We start from the raw sequence: 16897 nt of genomic DNA, 5'->3' as shown, positions 1-16897 counted from the left end.
AATGCGCCGCAGTTCCACCTCGGATGAGTTTGCCGGTATTATAGTAAACTCAGGGAAGGGCCAAGGGGTAGCGGCATTTGTGCCCGCCCCCTTCGTCACTTTCCCGCCTCAACTCGCTGGCTAAACCGCCGTCCCGCATGATTTTGCCATGGTCTCCCGTCGTTTACTTCGAACCTTCTCGCGACGAGAACCACTCAAAACAGCAATAGGTTTCGCCCGGGAACTCCGATAAACAGCGGGCGTTTCCGGCAAGCTGTTACACCAGAAAGAAAAGATGTGCTGCAGAGCGTAGTCGTTGCCGTCGTCAGGGCCTGTACCCGGTTTGCCTCCCTCGTTGTCGTCCTCGGGCTCCTCTTGGCGGTCGCGGCGAGCTATTACGCTGTCCGTCATTTCGCCATCAACACCGACATCAATTCGCTGATCTCGCAAAAGCTCGATTGGCGGCAGCGTGATCAGCAGTTCGACCGCGCCTTCGATCGCGACGCGACGATTCTCGCGGTCGTCGAGGCGAAGACGCCGGAGATGGTGACCGCTGCGGCGGACGCGCTCTATGCCAAGCTGAAGGACGACAAGACCAACTTCCAGTCGATGCAGCAGCTCGGCACCGGTGAGTTCTTCGAGAGAAACGGCCTCCTGTTCCTGCCGACCGAAGAGGTTGCCAAGGCCACCGGCCAGTTCGAGTCCGCGGCTCCCCTGATCGAGATCATGGCGGGCGACCCGTCGATCCGCGGCCTGACCGGCGCGCTCGAGACCGGGCTTGCCGGCGTGAAGCGGGGGCAGGTGAAGCTCGACAGCACCGAGCGGCCGTTCAACCTGATCGCGCAGACCGTCGAGACCGTGCTCAACAAGGGCAACGCCAGCTTCTCCTGGCGTGAGCTCGTCAGCGACGAGCCGCTGTCGGATTCGGATAAGCGTGCCTTCATCGAGTTCAAGCCGATCCTCGACTACAACGCGCTCGAGCCCGGCAAGGACGCCACCGACGCCATCCGGAAGGCGGCGGCAGACCTCGATTTTCCGACCAAGTATCAGGCGCGGGTGCGGCTGACCGGCCCGGTCCCGATCGCCAACGAGGAATACGCCACTGTCCAGGAAGGTGCCGTCGTGAACGGCATCGGCACCGTGGTCGTGGTGTTGCTGATCCTGTGGCTCGCGTTGCATTCCGCGAAGATCATCTTCGCAGTGTTCGTCAATCTCTTCGTCGGCCTTGCGGTCACGACCGCCGCCGGCCTGATGATGGTCGGCTCGCTCAACCTGCTATCGATTGCGTTCGCGGTGCTGTTCGTCGGCCTGGGCGTCGATTTCGGCATCCAGTACAGCGTCCGCTACCGCTCGGAGCGCTACAAGGTCAACGATCTCTCGAACGCGCTGGTGCTGGCCGCGAAGCGTTCGGCGGTGCCGCTGTCGCTTGCGGCGATGGCGACCGCCGCCGGCTTCCTCTGCTTCATGCCGACCGACTACAAGGGCATCTCCGAGCTCGGCCAGATCGCCGGTGTCGGCATGCTGGTGGCGTTTGTTTCCAGCATCACGATCCTGCCGGCGCTCTTGAAGCTTCTGAACCCGCCCGGCGAGATGGAGCCGGTCGGCTATGCCTTCCTGGCGCCGCTCGATCATTTCCTGGAGAAGCACCGCGTGGTGATCGTGGGCGGCACGATGCTGCTCGCGCTTGGCGGCCTGCCGCTGCTCTATTTCATGCGGTTCGACTTCAATCCGATGAACTTGCGCAATCCGAACGCCGAATCGATCGCGACCTTCCTCGACCTGCGCAAGGATCCGAACACCGGAGCCAATGCCATCAACGTGATGACCACGTCCGAGGAGCAGGCGAGGCAGGTCGAGGCCAGGCTGGAGAAGGTGCCGGAGGTGCTGCGGGTGATGTCGCTCGACAGCTTCGTGCCGCAGGACCAGCAGCCGAAGCTGAAGCTGATCGCACAGGGCGCCAAGGTGCTGAACCCCGCGCTCAACCCGGATCAGATCGACGCGGCGCCGTCGGACCAGGAGAACGTCGAGTCGTTGAAATCCTCGGTCGACAATCTGCGCAGGACCGCCGGCGACGCCAAGGGCCCGGGCGCAGCCGCCTCACGACGGCTCGCGGACGCGCTCCAGAAGCTCGCCAATGCGGATGAAGCCACCCGCAACAAGGCGCAGGACGTCTTCGTCACGCCGATGAAGATCGTGTTCGACCAGCTCAGGAACGCGATGCAGGCCGAACCCGTGACCCTGAAGTCGTTGCCTCCCGATCTCGTCAATGCCTGGAAGAGCAAGGACGGCATCATCCGCGTCGAGGCGCTGCCCAAGGGCGATCCCAACGACAACGACACGCTGCGCCGCTTCGCGGCGGCCGTGCTCGCGGCCGAGCCGACCGCGATCGGCGGACCGGTCTCGATCCTGAAATCCGGCGATACTGTGGTGAGGGCGTTCATCCACGCCGGCATCTACGCGCTGCTGGTGATCAGCCTGTTGCTGTGGATCACGCTGCGCCGGTTCGTCGACGTGTTGATGACGCTGGTGCCGCTGCTGGTTGCCGGCGCCGTGACGCTCGAGATCTGCGTGTTGATCGGCCTGCCGCTCAACTTCGCCAATATCGTCGCGTTCCCGTTGCTGCTCGGCGTCGGTGTGGCCTTCAAGATCTACTATGTCGTGGCCTGGCGCTCCGGCAGAACGAATCTGCTGCAGACCAGCCTGACTCGCGCGATCTTCTTCAGCGCGCTGACGACTGCGACCGCGTTCGGCAGCCTGTGGCTGTCGAGCCATCCCGGCACGTCCAGCATGGGCAAGCTGCTGGCGCTCTCGCTGGTGACGACGCTGGCCGCAGTGCTGCTGTTTCAGCCGGCCCTAATGGGTAAACCCCGCAATCTCAGGGAGTAGGCAGATGTCGCCGACGGGGTCGGCGGCACCCTTCTGACCGGGCTTGGCCGCGCCGGCGCTCTTTGCTGCGCCGGGCGCAGGCGCTGCGGCACCCGCCGTTCCCGCGGCTTTGGGCGCCGCGCCGGTGGTTTTCGGCGCGCCCTTGGCCATAGCGTTGGCGGGGCTGGCGGGAATCGGCGGGCCGACTCGCGTCCAGGTCTCTCCGCCGCACAGGAAGCCCAGCACGCAGCCCTTGATCTCAAGCTGATCGGAGCCGACCGGAGTGATGGTCGCGCTGTAGAGCTGACCGTCCTTGGCGTTATAGACCTGACCTTCCCACTGGTCGGCGCCGGACTTCTTCTTCATGTCGATCAGGGTCGGCATGCCCAACGTGGGCCTGTTCTTTTTTGAGACATCCGGGTTATTCTCGTCGTGGCCACCGGGCTGCTTTTCCCAGGACACCGCGCCCCACATGCTGCCATTGCATTGCGCGACACGGATGTTGGCGACGCCGTCGGCGACCCGCCAGTCGCCGGTCGGATCGGCGGCGAGCGCAGGAGTCAGGTAGGTGTAACCACCAGCCAGTAATATTCCGGTGTAAATGGCCAAACGCATGATATTCCCTCGGCAGTGCAACATGGTCTAAAGCTGTGCTTGCGAAGATGGTCCGAAAAAGGGCAAAAGGCCGCACAGATCGTATTCAGTTGCGACCCGTTTTCTGTTGACGAAGCGGCCCTCAATCGAAGTATGTAGCGGATGCACACTCCAAATCCAGACATGTCCCAGCTTTTCGCGGACCGTCAGGCCCAGCGTAGCACCCTGCATAATAGGTACCTGAACGAGCAGTTCGTTCGGGTTCTCAAGACCATTGGCTACGATGTCGGCTTCCAGAAGGGGCAGGGACAGTATCTCTACGATCGGGACGGCGCTCGCTATCTCGACCTTCTGTCCGGATTCGGCGTGTTCGCAATCGGCCGCAATCACCCGGTGATGCGGGAGGCGCTCAAGAGCGTGCTCGATGCCGACCTGCCCAATCTCGTCCAATTCGACGTCTCAACGCTCGCCGGCGTCCTCGCCGAGCGGCTTTTGAAATACGTTCCCTATCTCGACAAGGCGTTTTTCGCCAATTCCGGTGCGGAATGCGTCGAGGCGGCGATCAAGTTCGCGCGCGGCGCCACCGGCCGCCCGGGCATCGTCTATTGCGCCCACGGCTATCACGGCCTGACCTATGGTGCGCTGTCGCTGACCGGCGATCCGAACTTCCGCAGCGGCTTCGAGCCGCTGCTGCCGGGCTGCACCTCGGTTCCGTTCAATGATCTCGCCGCACTGGAAAAGGCGCTGTCGTCTCGCGAAGTCGCGGCCTTCATCGTCGAGCCGATCCAGGGCAAGGGCGTCAACATGCCCTCGGACGAGTTCCTTCCGGGTGCCGCCGCGCTCTGCAAGAAATACGGCACGCTGTTGGTCGCCGACGAGATCCAGACCGGCATGGGCCGCACCGGCCGCTTCCTCGCGGTCGAGCACTGGAACGTCGAGCCCGACATGGTGCTGTTGTCGAAGTCGCTCTCCGGCGGCCACGTGCCGGTCGGCGCCGTGCTGACGCGCAAGAACATCTTCGACAAGATCTTCAACCAGATGGACCGTGCGGTCGTGCACGGCTCGACCTTCTCCAAGAACGATCTCGCCATGGCCGCGGGCATCGCCACGCTGGACGTGATGGAATCGGAGAAGCTGATCGAGGCCGCCGCCAAGCGCGGCGCCGAGCTTCGCCTCGCGCTGACGCGCATGGTGCCCGGCTACGAGCTGATGAAAGAGGTGCGCGGCAAGGGCCTGATGATCGGCGTCGAGTTCGGTCCGCCTAAATCGCTGCGTCTGCGCGCCTCCTGGAACGTGCTGGAGGCCGCCAACAAGGGCCTGTTCTGCCAGCTCATCACCGTGCCGCTGTTCAAGGATCACAAGATCCTGACCCAGGTCGCAGGTCACGGCAGCCACACCATCAAGCTGCTGCCGCCGCTCACCATCACCGAAGAAGACTGCAACTGGATCGAGCGCGCCTTCGACGACGTCATCGCTGGCAGCCACAAGGTCCCCGGCGCGATCTGGTCGCTCGGCAAGACCCTGGTGGACAACGCGGTGCGGCGGTCGGCGTAGGCGAGCGCCGCGGCCTGGTGCCGCGACGTGCGACCTGCTGAAGCAGTCTGCCTGCGGAACCTTCGAAGCGCCACTTACTTTCCCTGCATTGACGTGACCGGGAGAGGAGTGGGCGATGCCTGTTACTGGCGGCTGTCATTGCGGCGCGATCCGCTATGAGGTGAACGGCGACATGATGGTGCACGCGCTCTGCCATTGCGCGGATTGCCGTCGCCATTCCGGCGCACCGATGGTCGGTTGGGCGATGTATCCGCTCGAAGCGGTCAGAGTGGTGTGCGGCCAACCGAAGATCTATCAATCGTCCGAGCACGGACGGCGCCACTTCTGCGCCGATTGCGGCACGGGACTCTTCTACATCAACGAAAACCTGATGCCCGGCATCATCGACGTCCAGAGCGGCACCTATGATGACCCCGATGCCGTTCCTGCCATGATGCACATCCAGGTCGCCGAGCGGATTCGCTGGATGGAGCGGGCCCACGAACTGCCGATCTTCGAACGATTTCCTCCGCTCGAATGACGGCGTTGCGCAGGCGCCGCACAACTACCCCTCCACATTCGCCTTCATTGCTGTCTCGAACTTGTCGACGAATTCGGCGAGCTCGTCGGCGCCGATGTCGCTGACGGCCCAGAAGTTCAGGCCGCGATTGCCCCAGCGGCGGCAGTTGAAGCCCTGCATGGTCTCGGTCTTCGGCGCGCGATACTCGGTGTTCGAGGTCTGCGACACGAACAGGTTGATGACGTGCTGGCGGCGCCGGTAGACCACCGCGCCGATCGCGCGGGCATCGATATAGTCGAGCCGGCCGCCGACGAGCGTGAAGCCCTGTGCGGTGAGATCGATCACGGGCGGGGCGACATCGAGCTTGCCGTTGAACCACGGCTTGACCGTGTGCTGGTCGGTCGAGATCACGTCGGTGAGGTGGCCGGCCTGGAGCGAGCGCAGATGCGCGGAGACGACCTCCGAGAGGACGCGCTGCTGGTCGTCCTGGCGCAGCACCACGGCAACGACACCACTGGCGGCAAGCGCGGAGACCGCCGAGCCCATCGCGAAGCCGCGCAGCACGGAGCGGCGGCTCAGGGACTGGCGCTGCGGCTGCGGCAACGACGCCTCGATGCGCGCGCGCAGGCGGTCCGGGGCGGTGTAGCGCAGGTTCGCGTCGGAGAGCACACGCTTCATGTCGCGCTGTGCCGCAAGTTCGGCGGCGCAGGCCGGGCAGCCCGCGATATGCGCCTCGACCTCGCGCGCATGGCCGGCGTCGAGCTCGTTGTCGAGCAGCGCGTGAAGCAGGATCTTTGCTTCGTCGCAGGTCATCTCGAATGCTCCTCTTCCGCCATCCAGGCCGCGCGCAGCATGGCGCGGGCCCGCGCGAGGCGGGACATCACGGTACCGACGGGTGCGCCGACGGCCTCGGCGATTTCACGATAGGACAGGTTGTTGATCTCCCGCAGCACGAAGGTTTCCTTGAACGGTTCGGCGAGCGCGTCGATCAGCTTGCGGATCGCGCCGGCGTCGCGGCTGCGCAGCACTTCCGTCTCCGGGCTCGCCTCGGTCTCTTGCCACATCGGCGTCTGCTCGGCGGCGCCGGGTGTATCCTCGATCGCGGCATGCGAATGCGCGCGCCTTGCATATTCGGCGTTGCAGACGTTGCGCAGGATCGCGAACAGCCATGGCTTCATCGCCGGCCCGCGATAGCTGTCAAAATGCTTCAGCGCGCGCAGATAGCACTCCTGCACCGCATCCTCGGCGTCGGAGGCGTCGCGCAGCAGATAGCGCGCGAGCGTGTAGACGTCGTCGAGATAGGGCAGCGCCGCCTCGCGGAAGCGCTGTGCCTTCTGCAAATCGTCGGTGCCGGGCATCGCCTCTCGCTTTGCCTCTTGCTTCGCGTGTTGCTTCGTTTCGTCCTTGGACCCGATCGAAGAGGTATGAGCCCGGCCGGCGTGGGACCACCGGCCGGGCAAGACGTTGATGCCTTGGTTCGAGATGTTACTCAACCTTGATCATCCCCGTCATGTGCGGGTGCAGCGAACAAAAATATTTGTAGTCGCCCGCATTGGTGAAGGTGAACGAGAACTTGTCGTCGGTGTCCAGGGTCTTGGACCTGAACTTGCCCGCCGACACCACGGTGTGGGGGATATCGTCCCGGTTGGTCCAGGTCACGGTCGACCCGACCTTGATCTTGAGCTCGGCCGGCTGAAAGACGAAGTTGTCGATATGCACCTCCATGTCGTCGGCGCGGGCGTTTGTGGCAGGCAGCAGGATGGCCGCAGCCACGGCGACACCGAAGTCGCGGCGATTGAGCGTCTTCATTGTCGGCTTCCGTTCAGCCCTGCAGCGGGGTGTCGATGATCGCGAGGCGCTGGTCGCCTTGCTTGAAGTTGATGCTGGCAACGCCGAGCATGGAGCGGAGCCTTGCGTCCTCGACCTTCATCGGTCCGGGCGAGGAGGCGGCCCCCGGCGCCGGTTGTGGGAAGGCGGTCGAGCGCGCGGTGTGGAAGGTGACGTTGCCCTCGACCTTCTGCATCACCTGGTGGATGTGGCCGTTGAGCACGGTGACGGAGCCGAAGCCTTTCACGAGCTCCAGGGCGCGGCCGCCGTCTTCGGTACCCCAGCCCCATTCCGGATAGACGGTCCAGAGCGGGATGTGCGCGAACAGAACGACGGGCGTCGATTTCGATTTGCCGCGGAGATCGTCAGCGAGCCAGGCGAGCTGCTCGGCGCCGAGATTGCCGAGCCCGCCGGCCTTAAGGTCGACGACGTTGACGAGGCCGATGAAGTGCACGCCGCCGGCGTCGAAGGAGTACCAGCCCTGGCCCTTGGTGCCGCGACCATAACGGTCGCGATAGAACTTCACCTCCTCGTCGAGGAAGTCATGCTCGCCGGGCACGTAGTGCACATCCAGCTTGGTCTGCGAGATGATGCGCTCGGCATTGTCGAACTCGGCGGCCTTGGACAGATGGGTGATGTCGCCGGTGTGAATCATGAAGGAGGGCTTTTCCTGCATTGCGTTGATCTTGTTGACGGCTTCCTCCAGCGTGCCGAGTGCGTTGGGATTGGCCGGCTTGTCGAAGCCGACATGGCTGTCGCTGATCTGCAGGAAGGTCATGCCGGGCGCCGTCGCGGCCTCTGCGGAATCGATGATGCCGAGCGAGCGCGGTACGCCGCCGGTGATGGTCCAGAGCACCCCGGTACCGGCCCACGTCATGCATTCAAGGACCTTGCGGCGGCTGACGCCGTCTTCCCCGTGATCGTGTCCGCTCATCGCACGTCTCCTCTCGCCCGGAATTGGGCTTCGGGGAGATGATTGGGGGAGGGGTGGCCTTATTCCCGGACGCGATGACGATTTCGTGAGCGGCGGACGGCTCTGGGCTTCAGGCGCGCGTAAGAAGCCTGAGGAGTGCCCGGACCTCACGGCATCCGGCCAGTCCCGGCAGCGTCACGAGCGTGGCAGGCAGAGCGGCGCCGGACGGGACCGGCAATGCGATCCGGTCGGCATGCAGGCCCGGCGGCGATTGCGGGGATGTTCGCAGCAAGACGTCGAGCTTTCCGTCGATCAGCTTGCTCAAGTCATCTGTGGTGGTGAGCTTGGTACGGGGCCAATCCCCGCCTCGTCGCAAGCGCTCGATCGCGGGATGGCGTCGCCCCGACAGGGGGCGTGAGATACCCACGCGCAGGAGTCTTCCTTTGAGGGTGGGCGCGACGTGCTCCGTCGCGTCGGAGATTGCTCGAAAGGCGTTGCTGATCAGCGGCAGATAGCTTTCGCCCTTGGCGGTGAGCAGCAGACCGCGAGGGAGGCGTCGAAACAGCTGCACGCCGAGGCTCGCTTCAAGGCTCTTGACCTGCTGGCTGACGGCTCCTGGTGTGACGCAGAGCTCGTCGGATGCCCGCTTGAAGCTCAGGTGACGCGCCGATGCTTCGAACGCGCGCAGACTGTTCAGGGGAGGAAGCCGATAGCTCATCGAGAACGCCCTTTGCTCTGGGGAGTGCCAATCTTCATGGCTTAGAAAATCTAAGTCAACACGTCAGAAGATCTGGTTTGTTCCGTTGGCGGCGGCGCGAAACAATCGGTCGACCCCATGAGGTGCCCAACAATGGTTGATACGAACGAAGTTGCCATCAGTCACCTGCAGCGCCGGAAGATCGAAGGGCGCGTGCTGATCCCATTCATCCAGGTGTTGCGCGACCGGTTCGGTCAAAGCGCGATGCGCGAGGTCGTTGACGAAACGATACGCAGGCTCGCGGCCGAGGAGGGCGCAAGATGGGCGGCGACCTACGGAAAGACCACCGCATCGCTGCGAACCGTGGCACAAGAACTCTGGGCGGGCGGCGGCGGCATGGATGTCGAGGTGGTCGGAGAGTCCGACGATCATCTCGATTTCAACGTCACGCGCTGTCAATACGCTGCGTTCTACCAGGAGCTGGGTCTCGCTGATCTCGGCGTTCGCGTTCACTGCAATCGTGACCACGCCATGGTGGCCGGTTTCAACAACGAGCTCGAACTGTCCCGAAGCCAGACGATCATGGAGGGCGGAGCCTGCTGCGATTTCAGGTTTCGCAAGCGGCCGTAGAGCTAGGCCGAAAATTCCCGCACGGCCTCTGCCACAAGGCCAGGCGCTTCCTGCGCAACACAGTGGCCGATACCGGCGAAGGCGTGCGTGCTGACGCGCGGAACGAGCGACACGGCGCGTGAGGCCATCTCCTTGTAGATCTCGCCCGACTTCTCGGCGGTCGTCACCCGCACGGGGCAATCGATCTCAGCGAGCCCCGCGAACGGGTTGCCGCGGACATCGCCGGTGTAGATCTGGTCCATCGCCTCGAAGATCGGCCGGAGGATCGCCTGCTCGATCTCGGGCGTGCAGCACAGCCGCACTCGGCCATTCTCCAGCGGCGCGAAGCCGTGCCTCACATAGGCCCAGAGCGAAGCCTCGGTCCAATCCGCGAAGGCCGGTGCGGCGCGGTAGCGCTTGAAGACGGCCTCAAGACTGTCGAACTCGGCCTGGCGCCGCAACACGCCTTGCACGCTGGCGGTGGCCCATTCGCTCAATCCGGCCGATGCATCGCGCACCTTGCGCGGATCCATCACGGTCGGCTCCATCACGAACAGGCGCATGAAGCGGCCACGCCGAAGTTTCGCCGCGAGCAGCAGATCCGTCGCGCCGGCGCTGTGGCCGATCCCGTAGATGCCGTGCAGATCGAGCGCCTCGATCACGCGGCAGACGTCGTCGGCGAAATCGAGGAAATGATAGGCGCCGGGCTTGTGGCTCGCGCCATGGCCGCGGCGGTCGAGTGCATAGACGGTGTAGCTTGACGCCAGCTCGCGTGCGACCTCGTCCCAGACGTCGGCGACGAAACCGGTGCCGTGGAGCAGAAGCGCGGGCGGCTTGCGCTGCTCTCCCTCGCTCCATCGCACAAGCGCAATCTCCGCGCCGGCGGGTCCGATCGAATGACGATGCTGATTGATCATGGGCATGAGGTGAGCGGTGATGCGTCGTAGCTCGGATTACGCATTCACTTCGCGTCTTGCAAAATCATCGTGGCGCCTTTCTCGGCGATCATCGCGGTCGGCGTGTTGGTATTGCCTGACGTGATCGTAGGCATGATCGAGGCGTCGACGACGCGCAAGCCGCTGAGGCCGTAGAAGCGCAGGCGCTCGTCGACCACGGCCATCGGATCGCTCGCCGCACCCATCTTCGCGGTGCCGACGGGATGGAAGATGGTGGTGCCGATGTCGCCGGCGGCCTTCGCGAGCGAGGCGTCGTCATCGCCGACAGAGGGCCCGGGCAGATACTCGCTCGGGTGATATCTGGCGAGCGCCTTCTGCCGCATCAGGCGGCGCGTGGCGCGGATCGCGTCGGCGGCAACCTGGCGGTCGTCGTCGGTCGACAGGTAATTCGGCGCAATGATCGGCTTCTCGTCCGGTGTCGCGGCGCGCAGCCGCACGGTGCCGCGCGAGGTCGGCTGCAGATTGCAGGCGCTGACCGTGATTGCTGGGAAGCGGTGCAGGGGGTCGCCGAACTTGTCGAGCGACAGCGGCTGCACATGGAACTGGATGTTGGCGCGCGCGCGCGTCGCATCGGAGCGCGTGAAGATGCCGAGCTGCGACGGCGCCATGGTCAGCGGCCCGCGGCGGCGGAAGGCGTAGTCGAGCCCCATCAGCCCGCGGCGGAACAAATTGTAATAGGTCTCGTTCAGGGTACGCACGCCCTCGACCTTGTAGATTGCGCGCTGCTGGAGGTGGTCCTGCAAGTTGCGGCCGACACCGGGCTTGTCCATCACGATGTCGATGCCGAGCGGCGAGAGCCAGTCGGCGGGCCCGATGCCGGAGCGATGCAGCACCTGGACCGAGCCGATCGCGCCTGCCGAGAGGACCACGTCCCGCTTCGCACGCGCCTCGATGGCCTCGCCATTCTGGATGAAGCGCACGCCGACCGCGCGGCCCTGTTCGATGATCAGGCGGTCGACGAGTACATGCTTCTCGAGCCGCAAATTGGGGCGGTTCAGCGCCGGCTTGAGGAAGCCGCGCGCCGACGACCAGCGCCGGCCGCGCTTCTGGTTGACGTGGAAATAGCTCGAGCCTTCGTTGTCGCCGGTGTTGAAATCCGGGATGCGCTTGATCCCCATCTCTTCGGCGGCGTCGCCCACGGCATCCAGAACAGCCCATGACAGCCGCGGCGCCTCGATGCGCCAGCCGCCGCCCGCTCCGTGATGCTCGCTCGCGCCGAGAAAGTGGTCCTCCAGCCGCTTGAACAGCGGCAGCACGTCATCATAGCCCCAGCCGGTCATGCCGAGCTGGCGCCAATGGTCGTAGTCGGCAGCCTGGCCGCGCATCGAGATCATGGCGTTGATGGCCGAAGATCCGCCGATGACCTTGCCGCGGGGATAGGCCAGCGAACGGCCGTTGAGGCCCGGCTCGGCTTCGGTCTTGAACATCCAGTCCGAGCGCGGATTGCCGATCGCGAAGAGATAGCCGACCGGAATGTGGAACCAGATCCAGTTGTCGTCACCGCCGGCTTCCAGGATCAGCACGCGGTTGTTCGGATCGGCCGAGAGCCGGTTGGCGATGATACAGCCGGCCGTGCCGGCCCCGACGACGATGTAGTCAAACTCACCTTCGAGCCGTCTTGGCATTCTGCTTCCACCCGGATGGTCACTTGGCTTGACGTCCTAATAGTCGGATGAGGAGGACCGGGACAAGCCCGGCCATGACGATAGGGCAGGGCAACCCCCGGTCCCAAGGAGTTAGGCGGACCGCCGCTTGCATGGTAGACACTCCTGTATTCCCAATTCCCAATTTGAGAGCTTGAGATCCTCCATGCCCATCGTGAACCGTGTCGCTGACCTCCAGCCGGACATCCAGGCCTGGCGGCGGGACATCCACCAGCACCCCGAGCTGCTGTACGACGTCCACCGCACTGCCGCATTCGTCGCGGACCGGCTGCGCGAGTTCGGCTGCGATGAGGTCGTGACCGGTCTCGGCCAGACCGGCGTGGTGGGGGTGATCAAGGGCAAGAAGCCGGCCGGTGAAGGCCTCAAGGCGATCGGCCTGCGCGCCGACATGGACGCGCTGCCGGTCGAGGAACAGACCAATCTGCCCTACGCCTCCAAGACCCCCGGCAAGATGCATGCCTGTGGCCATGATGGCCACACTGCGATGCTGCTCGGCGCTGCGCGCTACCTCGCCGAGACCCGCAATTTCGCCGGCGACGCGGTGGTGATCTTCCAGCCGGCCGAGGAGGGCGGTGCCGGCGGCGCGGCCATGGTCAAGGACGGGCTGATGGAGCGGTTCGGCATCGAGCAGGTCTACGGCATGCACAATGGCCCGGGCATCCCGATCGGCTCGTTCGCGATCCGGCCGGGCCCGATCATGGCGGCGACCGACGAGGTCGACATCAAGATCGAGGGCCTCGGCGGCCATGCCGCGCGCCCGCACAAATGCGTCGATTCCGTTCTGGTCGGCGCCCAGCTGATCACGGCGTTGCAGTCGATCGTCGCGCGCAGCGTCGATCCGCTGGAATCTGCCGTGATCTCGATCTGCGAGTTCCACGCCGGTAACGCCCGCAACGTCATTCCGCAGACCGCGGAGCTGCGGGGCACCATCCGCACGCTCACGCCGGAGGTGCCCAAGCTCGTCGAGAAACGCGTGCGCGAGGTGGTGGCGGGCGTGGCGCAGATCACGGGTGCGAAGATCGATCTGCACTACAAGCGCAATTATCCCGTGGTGAACAATCATGCGGCGCAGACCGAGGTGGCGACGCGCATCGCAAAGCAGGTCGCGGGTGAAGCCAACGTGCTCGAGATGCCGCCGCTGATGGGCGGCGAGGATTTTGCCTATATGCTGGAAGCGCGTCCCGGCGCCTTCATCTTCTGCGGCAACGGCGACAGTGCCGGCCTGCATCACCCCGCCTACAATTTCAACGACGAGGCGATCGTCTACGGCACGTCGTACTGGATCAAGCTGGTCGAGGAGTCGCTCGCGGCGGCGTGAGCCTCAATACCGAAGCGGAAATGGAAAAGGGCCCGCGCATCGCACGGGCCCTTTTCTTTGAGCTCTGTGATTGCTCAGAACACGCGCGAGAAGACGTAGTAGAGCACGCCCGAGATGATCATCGCGGCCGGCAGGGTCAGCACCCAGGCCATGGCAATGTTGCGGATCGTGGCCCATTGCAGGCCCGAGCCGTTGGCGGCCATGGTGCCGGCGATACCTGACGACAGCACGTGTGTGGTCGAGACCGGCAGGCCGTAGACGTCGGCGGCGGCGATGGTGGCGGCCGCCGTGATCTCGGCGCAGGCACCTTGCGCGTAGGTGAGGTGCGTCTTGCCGATCTTCTCGCCGACGGTGACGACGATGCGCTTCCACCCGACCATGGTGCCGAGGCCGAGCGCGATGGCGACCGCGATCTTCACCCAGCCGGGGATGAACTTCGTGGCGCTGTCGAGCGAGCCCTTGTAGGAGGTGAGCACGGCGACATCGTCGGCGCTGAGCTCGGCTTCCTTGTCCTTCATCAAAAAGCGGAGCGCTTCCGAGACGAGGTACATGTCGTTGCGGGTGTTGCCGACGACTTCCGCCGGCACCTTGGCAAGCGAGCCGTAGGTGGTGACCTGCTTGGCGATATCGCGCACGAGCACGGCGAGCGACGGGAACGTTCCGCCGGTGACCTCGTGCTGTGCGACATAGTTGGTGACGGCAGGGCGCGGGTTGCCGATCACGTTATAGCCGGCGGCCTTGCCCTCGATGATCCTGCTCGCGGCGTCCGAGTTCTTGATGAACTGCTCGATCTGGGCCTCCGGCAGCGCGCGGTTGAGCGCGTAGGCGGTCGGCACGGTGCCGATCAGGATCAGCATGATCAAGCCCATGCCCTTCTGGCCGTCATTGGAGCCGTGGAAGAAGCTCACCAGCGTGCAGGTGAGGATCAGGATGCCGCGGATCCACCACGGCGGCGGCTGGTCGCCCTTCGGCTCGCCGAACAAGGCGGGCGTGGCGCGCAGCAGCACGGTGCGCAGGATCAGGAGCAGGCCGGCGGCGAGCGCGAAGCCGAACAGCGGCGACAGCAGCAATGCCTTGCCGATGTTGGTTGCCTGGGTCCAGTCGACGCCCGAGGTGCCGCTGCGGCCATGCAGGACCGCGTTCATGATGCCCACGCCCATGATCGAGCCGATCAGCGTGTGCGAGCTCGAGGCCGGCAGGCCGAAATACCAGGTGCCGACGTTCCAGATGATCGCGGCGATCAGCAGCGCGAACACCATGGCGAAACCGGCACTGGAGCCGACCTGGAGGATCAGCTCGACCGGCAGCAGCGAGACGATGCCGAAAGCGACCGCTCCCGAGGACAGCAGCACGCCGAACAGGTTGAACATGCCGGACCACACCACGGCGACGTGGGCGGGGAGCGAGCGGGTGTAGATGACGGTTGCGACCGCATTGGCGGTGTCGTGGAAGCCGTTCACGAACTCGAAGCCGAGCGCGATCAGAAGCGCGACGAAGAGCATCAGGAAGGGCGCAATGCTCTTGACCTGCGTGCCGGTGGCATCGACGTCGGTCCAGATGCTGTAGGCGACGAAGAGCAGCGCAGCGCCGATGACCCCCATGTAGATCACGCCAGTGAGCGGATGAAATCCGCGGTCGAGGTCGGGCCCCCTACGCAAGGCTGGCTCGATGGAGCCGGGCAAAGCAACGTCACTCATTGGAAATTCTCCTGTCCCAAGGCCCCGATTTTGCTCGCGGCATGTGACAGCCAGTTGAAATGGTTGACGAACGATTGAAATGACGGGGGCTTCTCCACCGCCGATTGCGTGCAGGTAGCCGTCAGGCGGCGCGGGCGGCTTTTTTCTGCAAGCCGGCAGCGATCTTCAGGTCTTCGACAAAACGTTGATATTCCAGCACTTTGGCTTCGGGATCCGGCAGCCGTAGCAGATAGGACGGGTGCACCGTCACCAGGGCCTTGCGGCCGTCGGCAAGGTCGATCAGCCGGCCGCGGTTCTTGCCGACCGGCGTGATCTTGCCGAACACGCTTTGGGCGGCGGTGGCGCCCATGGCCACGACGAGATCGGGCTGGATTGCCGCCAGTTCCCGCTCGTACCACTGCCGGCACGCCCGGATCTCCGGTGTGTTCGGCTTCTGGTGCAGGCGGATTTTTCCGCGCGGCACAAATTTGAAGTGCTTCACCGCATTGGTGACGTAGACCTTCCTGCGGTCGACGCCGGCCTCGTCCAGCGCGCGGTCGAGCATCTGGCCGGCCGGGCCGACGAAGGGATGGCCGGCGAGGTCTTCCTTGTCGCCGGGCTGCTCACCGACCAGCATGATATTGGCGGACTTCGGACCCTCGCCGAACACGGTCTGCGTCGCATCCCTGTAGAGAGGGCAGGCACGGCAGTGGGCGGCTTCCTCGCGAAGCGTTTCGAGATCGTCGGCGGCGGATTTGCGCTTCATGGGCGGCTCCGGAGACGGTTTGATCCGTCCGCCGGTCCAGCGTTCGGCATCAGAGAGCAGAGGTTCAAGTATCGAGGCTTCCGACAGGTTCCTCCGGCGCTTGTTCGGCGCTTCCGGTGCGATCGGTTGGTCCGGCCGGAAGTGACGGCGCCAGGTATCCTCCAACCGGTTTGGGGCAGGCATCTCCGCCTGGCTGATCCCCGGCGTGAACGAGATCGCGTGGCCGTCCCAATGGGCGCAAATGTCGGGCGTGAGGATCGACCATGGCATGTCGGCATAGCGGCGCGCGAAGAAGGGGGCAGCAAATTCGACGATGTGATGCTCCGGTATGAACCAGGCGGCGTAATGCGCCTTGTGCTCGCGTCCGATCTCGCGGAAGCGGACGACGTCGCGCATCCGCTGCACGTCGCGATGCACGCTGCCGGCCATTGCCGTCGCCAGCGCGACGTCGGGATCGGTTCTGGTCCCGAGCAGATCGTGATCGCTCCGCAGCCGCGACAGCAGGCGATAGAGCAGCGCAAAGCGCTCAGCGTCGCGATGCAGGATCGCGACGCGTGCGAGCTCGATGAAATCGGCGGGCACGCTGAAGGTGCTGTCGGCCTCGATCGGTGGAAGGCCTGGCGCCTCGCACAGGCCGGGCGGCATCTCGCTCTTCATGGGGCCTTGCACGCTCCACGTCACGTCCGCCGGCGCGACGTGATGCAGTGCGAGCGCGCGTGCGGTTTTGCGCCAGCCGTCGAAATCGGTCTCGCTGTCGAGAGTGATGAGGTACATGGCACCTGAATCCTATTGATTCTGCTCATGAATCCGTGGACGCACCAATTCGATTGACTCCAGGGGCGCCGTTAGCTTTATATTAGAACATATCATGAACAAATGAGCCGGCCGCTGGTTTTCTTTTTGAGAGCCACGGCAATCACCTCTGAAGGAGCGGCGAGCATGCGGAGCGCGATCAGCAAAAGTGGTCGCCGGTTTTGCGT

At 64.6% G+C, this 16897-nt stretch carries 15 protein-coding genes; 5 read left to right on the top strand and 10 right to left on the bottom strand.

Annotated elements, in window-relative coordinates; genetic code table 11:
• Window positions 1–276: 276 nt before the first annotated feature.
• A complete protein-coding gene (hpnN, locus tag AXW67_RS29755; protein ID WP_063680756.1) occupies window positions 277–2865 on the top strand; it encodes a hopanoid transporter HpnN in 2589 nt (862 codons plus the stop codon).
• Here hpnN and AXW67_RS29750 read toward each other — a convergent pair.
• Window positions 2833–3459 (bottom strand): DUF2147 domain-containing protein, encoded by a 627-nt coding sequence (locus tag AXW67_RS29750; RefSeq protein ID WP_027550417.1) that lies wholly within the window; start codon window positions 3457–3459, stop codon window positions 2833–2835. The genes hpnN and AXW67_RS29750 overlap by 33 nt on opposite strands.
• Before the next feature lie 141 nt (window positions 3460–3600).
• Between AXW67_RS29750 and hpnO the strand changes: the two genes are divergently transcribed.
• Both hpnO and AXW67_RS29740 read left to right on the top strand, forming a co-directional pair.
• Window positions 3601–4992, top strand: a complete 1392-nt coding sequence (gene hpnO / locus AXW67_RS29745; RefSeq protein WP_063680755.1) for an aminobacteriohopanetriol synthase HpnO — start codon at window positions 3601–3603, stop codon at window positions 4990–4992.
• Between the two features lie 115 nt (window positions 4993–5107).
• The gene (locus AXW67_RS29740; protein ID WP_063680754.1) at window positions 5108–5512 is read left to right on the top strand and encodes a GFA family protein; all 405 of its coding nucleotides are present in this window, start codon (window positions 5108–5110) and stop codon (window positions 5510–5512) included.
• A gap of 24 nt (window positions 5513–5536) precedes the next feature.
• On the opposite strand, the gene AXW67_RS29735 is transcribed toward AXW67_RS29740, so the two are convergent.
• The 5 genes from AXW67_RS29735 to AXW67_RS44800 all read right to left on the bottom strand — a co-directional run bounded on the left by AXW67_RS29735 (window position 5537) and on the right by AXW67_RS44800 (window position 8949).
• Complete coding sequence (locus AXW67_RS29735; RefSeq protein WP_063680753.1) at window positions 5537–6304, bottom strand: anti-sigma factor family protein; 768 nt, start codon at window positions 6302–6304, stop codon at window positions 5537–5539.
• Window positions 6301–6849, bottom strand: coding sequence for a sigma-70 family RNA polymerase sigma factor (locus AXW67_RS29730; protein ID WP_027550421.1), 549 nt, complete (start codon window positions 6847–6849; stop codon window positions 6301–6303). Before AXW67_RS29730 ends, AXW67_RS29735 begins: the two co-directional genes overlap by 4 nt.
• Before the next feature lie 127 nt (window positions 6850–6976).
• Window positions 6977–7300 carry a cupredoxin domain-containing protein gene (locus tag AXW67_RS29725; RefSeq protein ID WP_063680752.1) on the bottom strand — a complete coding sequence of 108 codons (324 nt, stop codon included), beginning with the start codon at window positions 7298–7300 and terminating at the stop codon, window positions 6977–6979.
• 13 nt (window positions 7301–7313) lie between these two features.
• Window positions 7314–8252, bottom strand: a complete 939-nt coding sequence (locus tag AXW67_RS29720) for a metallophosphoesterase family protein (RefSeq protein WP_063680751.1) — start codon at window positions 8250–8252, stop codon at window positions 7314–7316.
• Between the two features lie 109 nt (window positions 8253–8361).
• Complete coding sequence (locus AXW67_RS44800; protein ID WP_063680750.1) at window positions 8362–8949, bottom strand: LysR family transcriptional regulator; 588 nt, start codon at window positions 8947–8949, stop codon at window positions 8362–8364.
• A 132-nt stretch (window positions 8950–9081) separates the two neighbouring features.
• Between AXW67_RS44800 and AXW67_RS29710 the strand changes: the two genes are divergently transcribed.
• Complete coding sequence (locus tag AXW67_RS29710) at window positions 9082–9558, top strand: L-2-amino-thiazoline-4-carboxylic acid hydrolase (protein WP_063680749.1); 477 nt, start codon at window positions 9082–9084, stop codon at window positions 9556–9558.
• Between the two features lie 2 nt (window positions 9559–9560).
• Here the strand turns inward: AXW67_RS29710 and AXW67_RS29705 are convergent, their stop codons facing one another.
• Window positions 9561–10454: an alpha/beta fold hydrolase gene (locus AXW67_RS29705; protein WP_201723737.1), complete on the bottom strand. Its 894-nt coding sequence runs from the start codon at window positions 10452–10454 to the stop codon at window positions 9561–9563.
• A 44-nt stretch (window positions 10455–10498) separates the two neighbouring features.
• A complete protein-coding gene (locus AXW67_RS29700) occupies window positions 10499–12118 on the bottom strand; it encodes a GMC family oxidoreductase (RefSeq protein WP_063680747.1) in 1620 nt (539 codons plus the stop codon).
• Window positions 12119–12302: 184 nt separating this feature from the next.
• Between AXW67_RS29700 and AXW67_RS29695 the strand changes: the two genes are divergently transcribed.
• Entirely contained in the window at window positions 12303–13475 is a 1173-nt protein-coding gene (locus tag AXW67_RS29695; RefSeq protein ID WP_063680746.1) for a M20 aminoacylase family protein, read from the top strand.
• 74 nt (window positions 13476–13549) lie between these two features.
• Here the strand turns inward: AXW67_RS29695 and AXW67_RS29690 are convergent, their stop codons facing one another.
• Together AXW67_RS29690 and AXW67_RS29685 are read right to left on the bottom strand one after the other, a co-directional pair.
• Window positions 13550–15172, bottom strand: coding sequence for an inorganic phosphate transporter (locus tag AXW67_RS29690; protein WP_063680745.1), 1623 nt, complete (start codon window positions 15170–15172; stop codon window positions 13550–13552).
• Window positions 15173–15293: 121 nt separating this feature from the next.
• Entirely contained in the window at window positions 15294–16691 is a 1398-nt protein-coding gene (locus AXW67_RS29685; protein WP_063680744.1) for a UdgX family uracil-DNA binding protein, read from the bottom strand.
• Window positions 16692–16897 lie beyond the last annotated feature (206 nt).

Source organism: Bradyrhizobium neotropicale (assembly GCF_001641695.1).
Lineage (GTDB): Bacteria > Pseudomonadota > Alphaproteobacteria > Rhizobiales > Xanthobacteraceae > Bradyrhizobium > Bradyrhizobium neotropicale.
The sequence above is the reverse complement of the archived record's forward strand: the minus strand, read 5'-3'. Positions and strand labels throughout refer to the sequence as shown.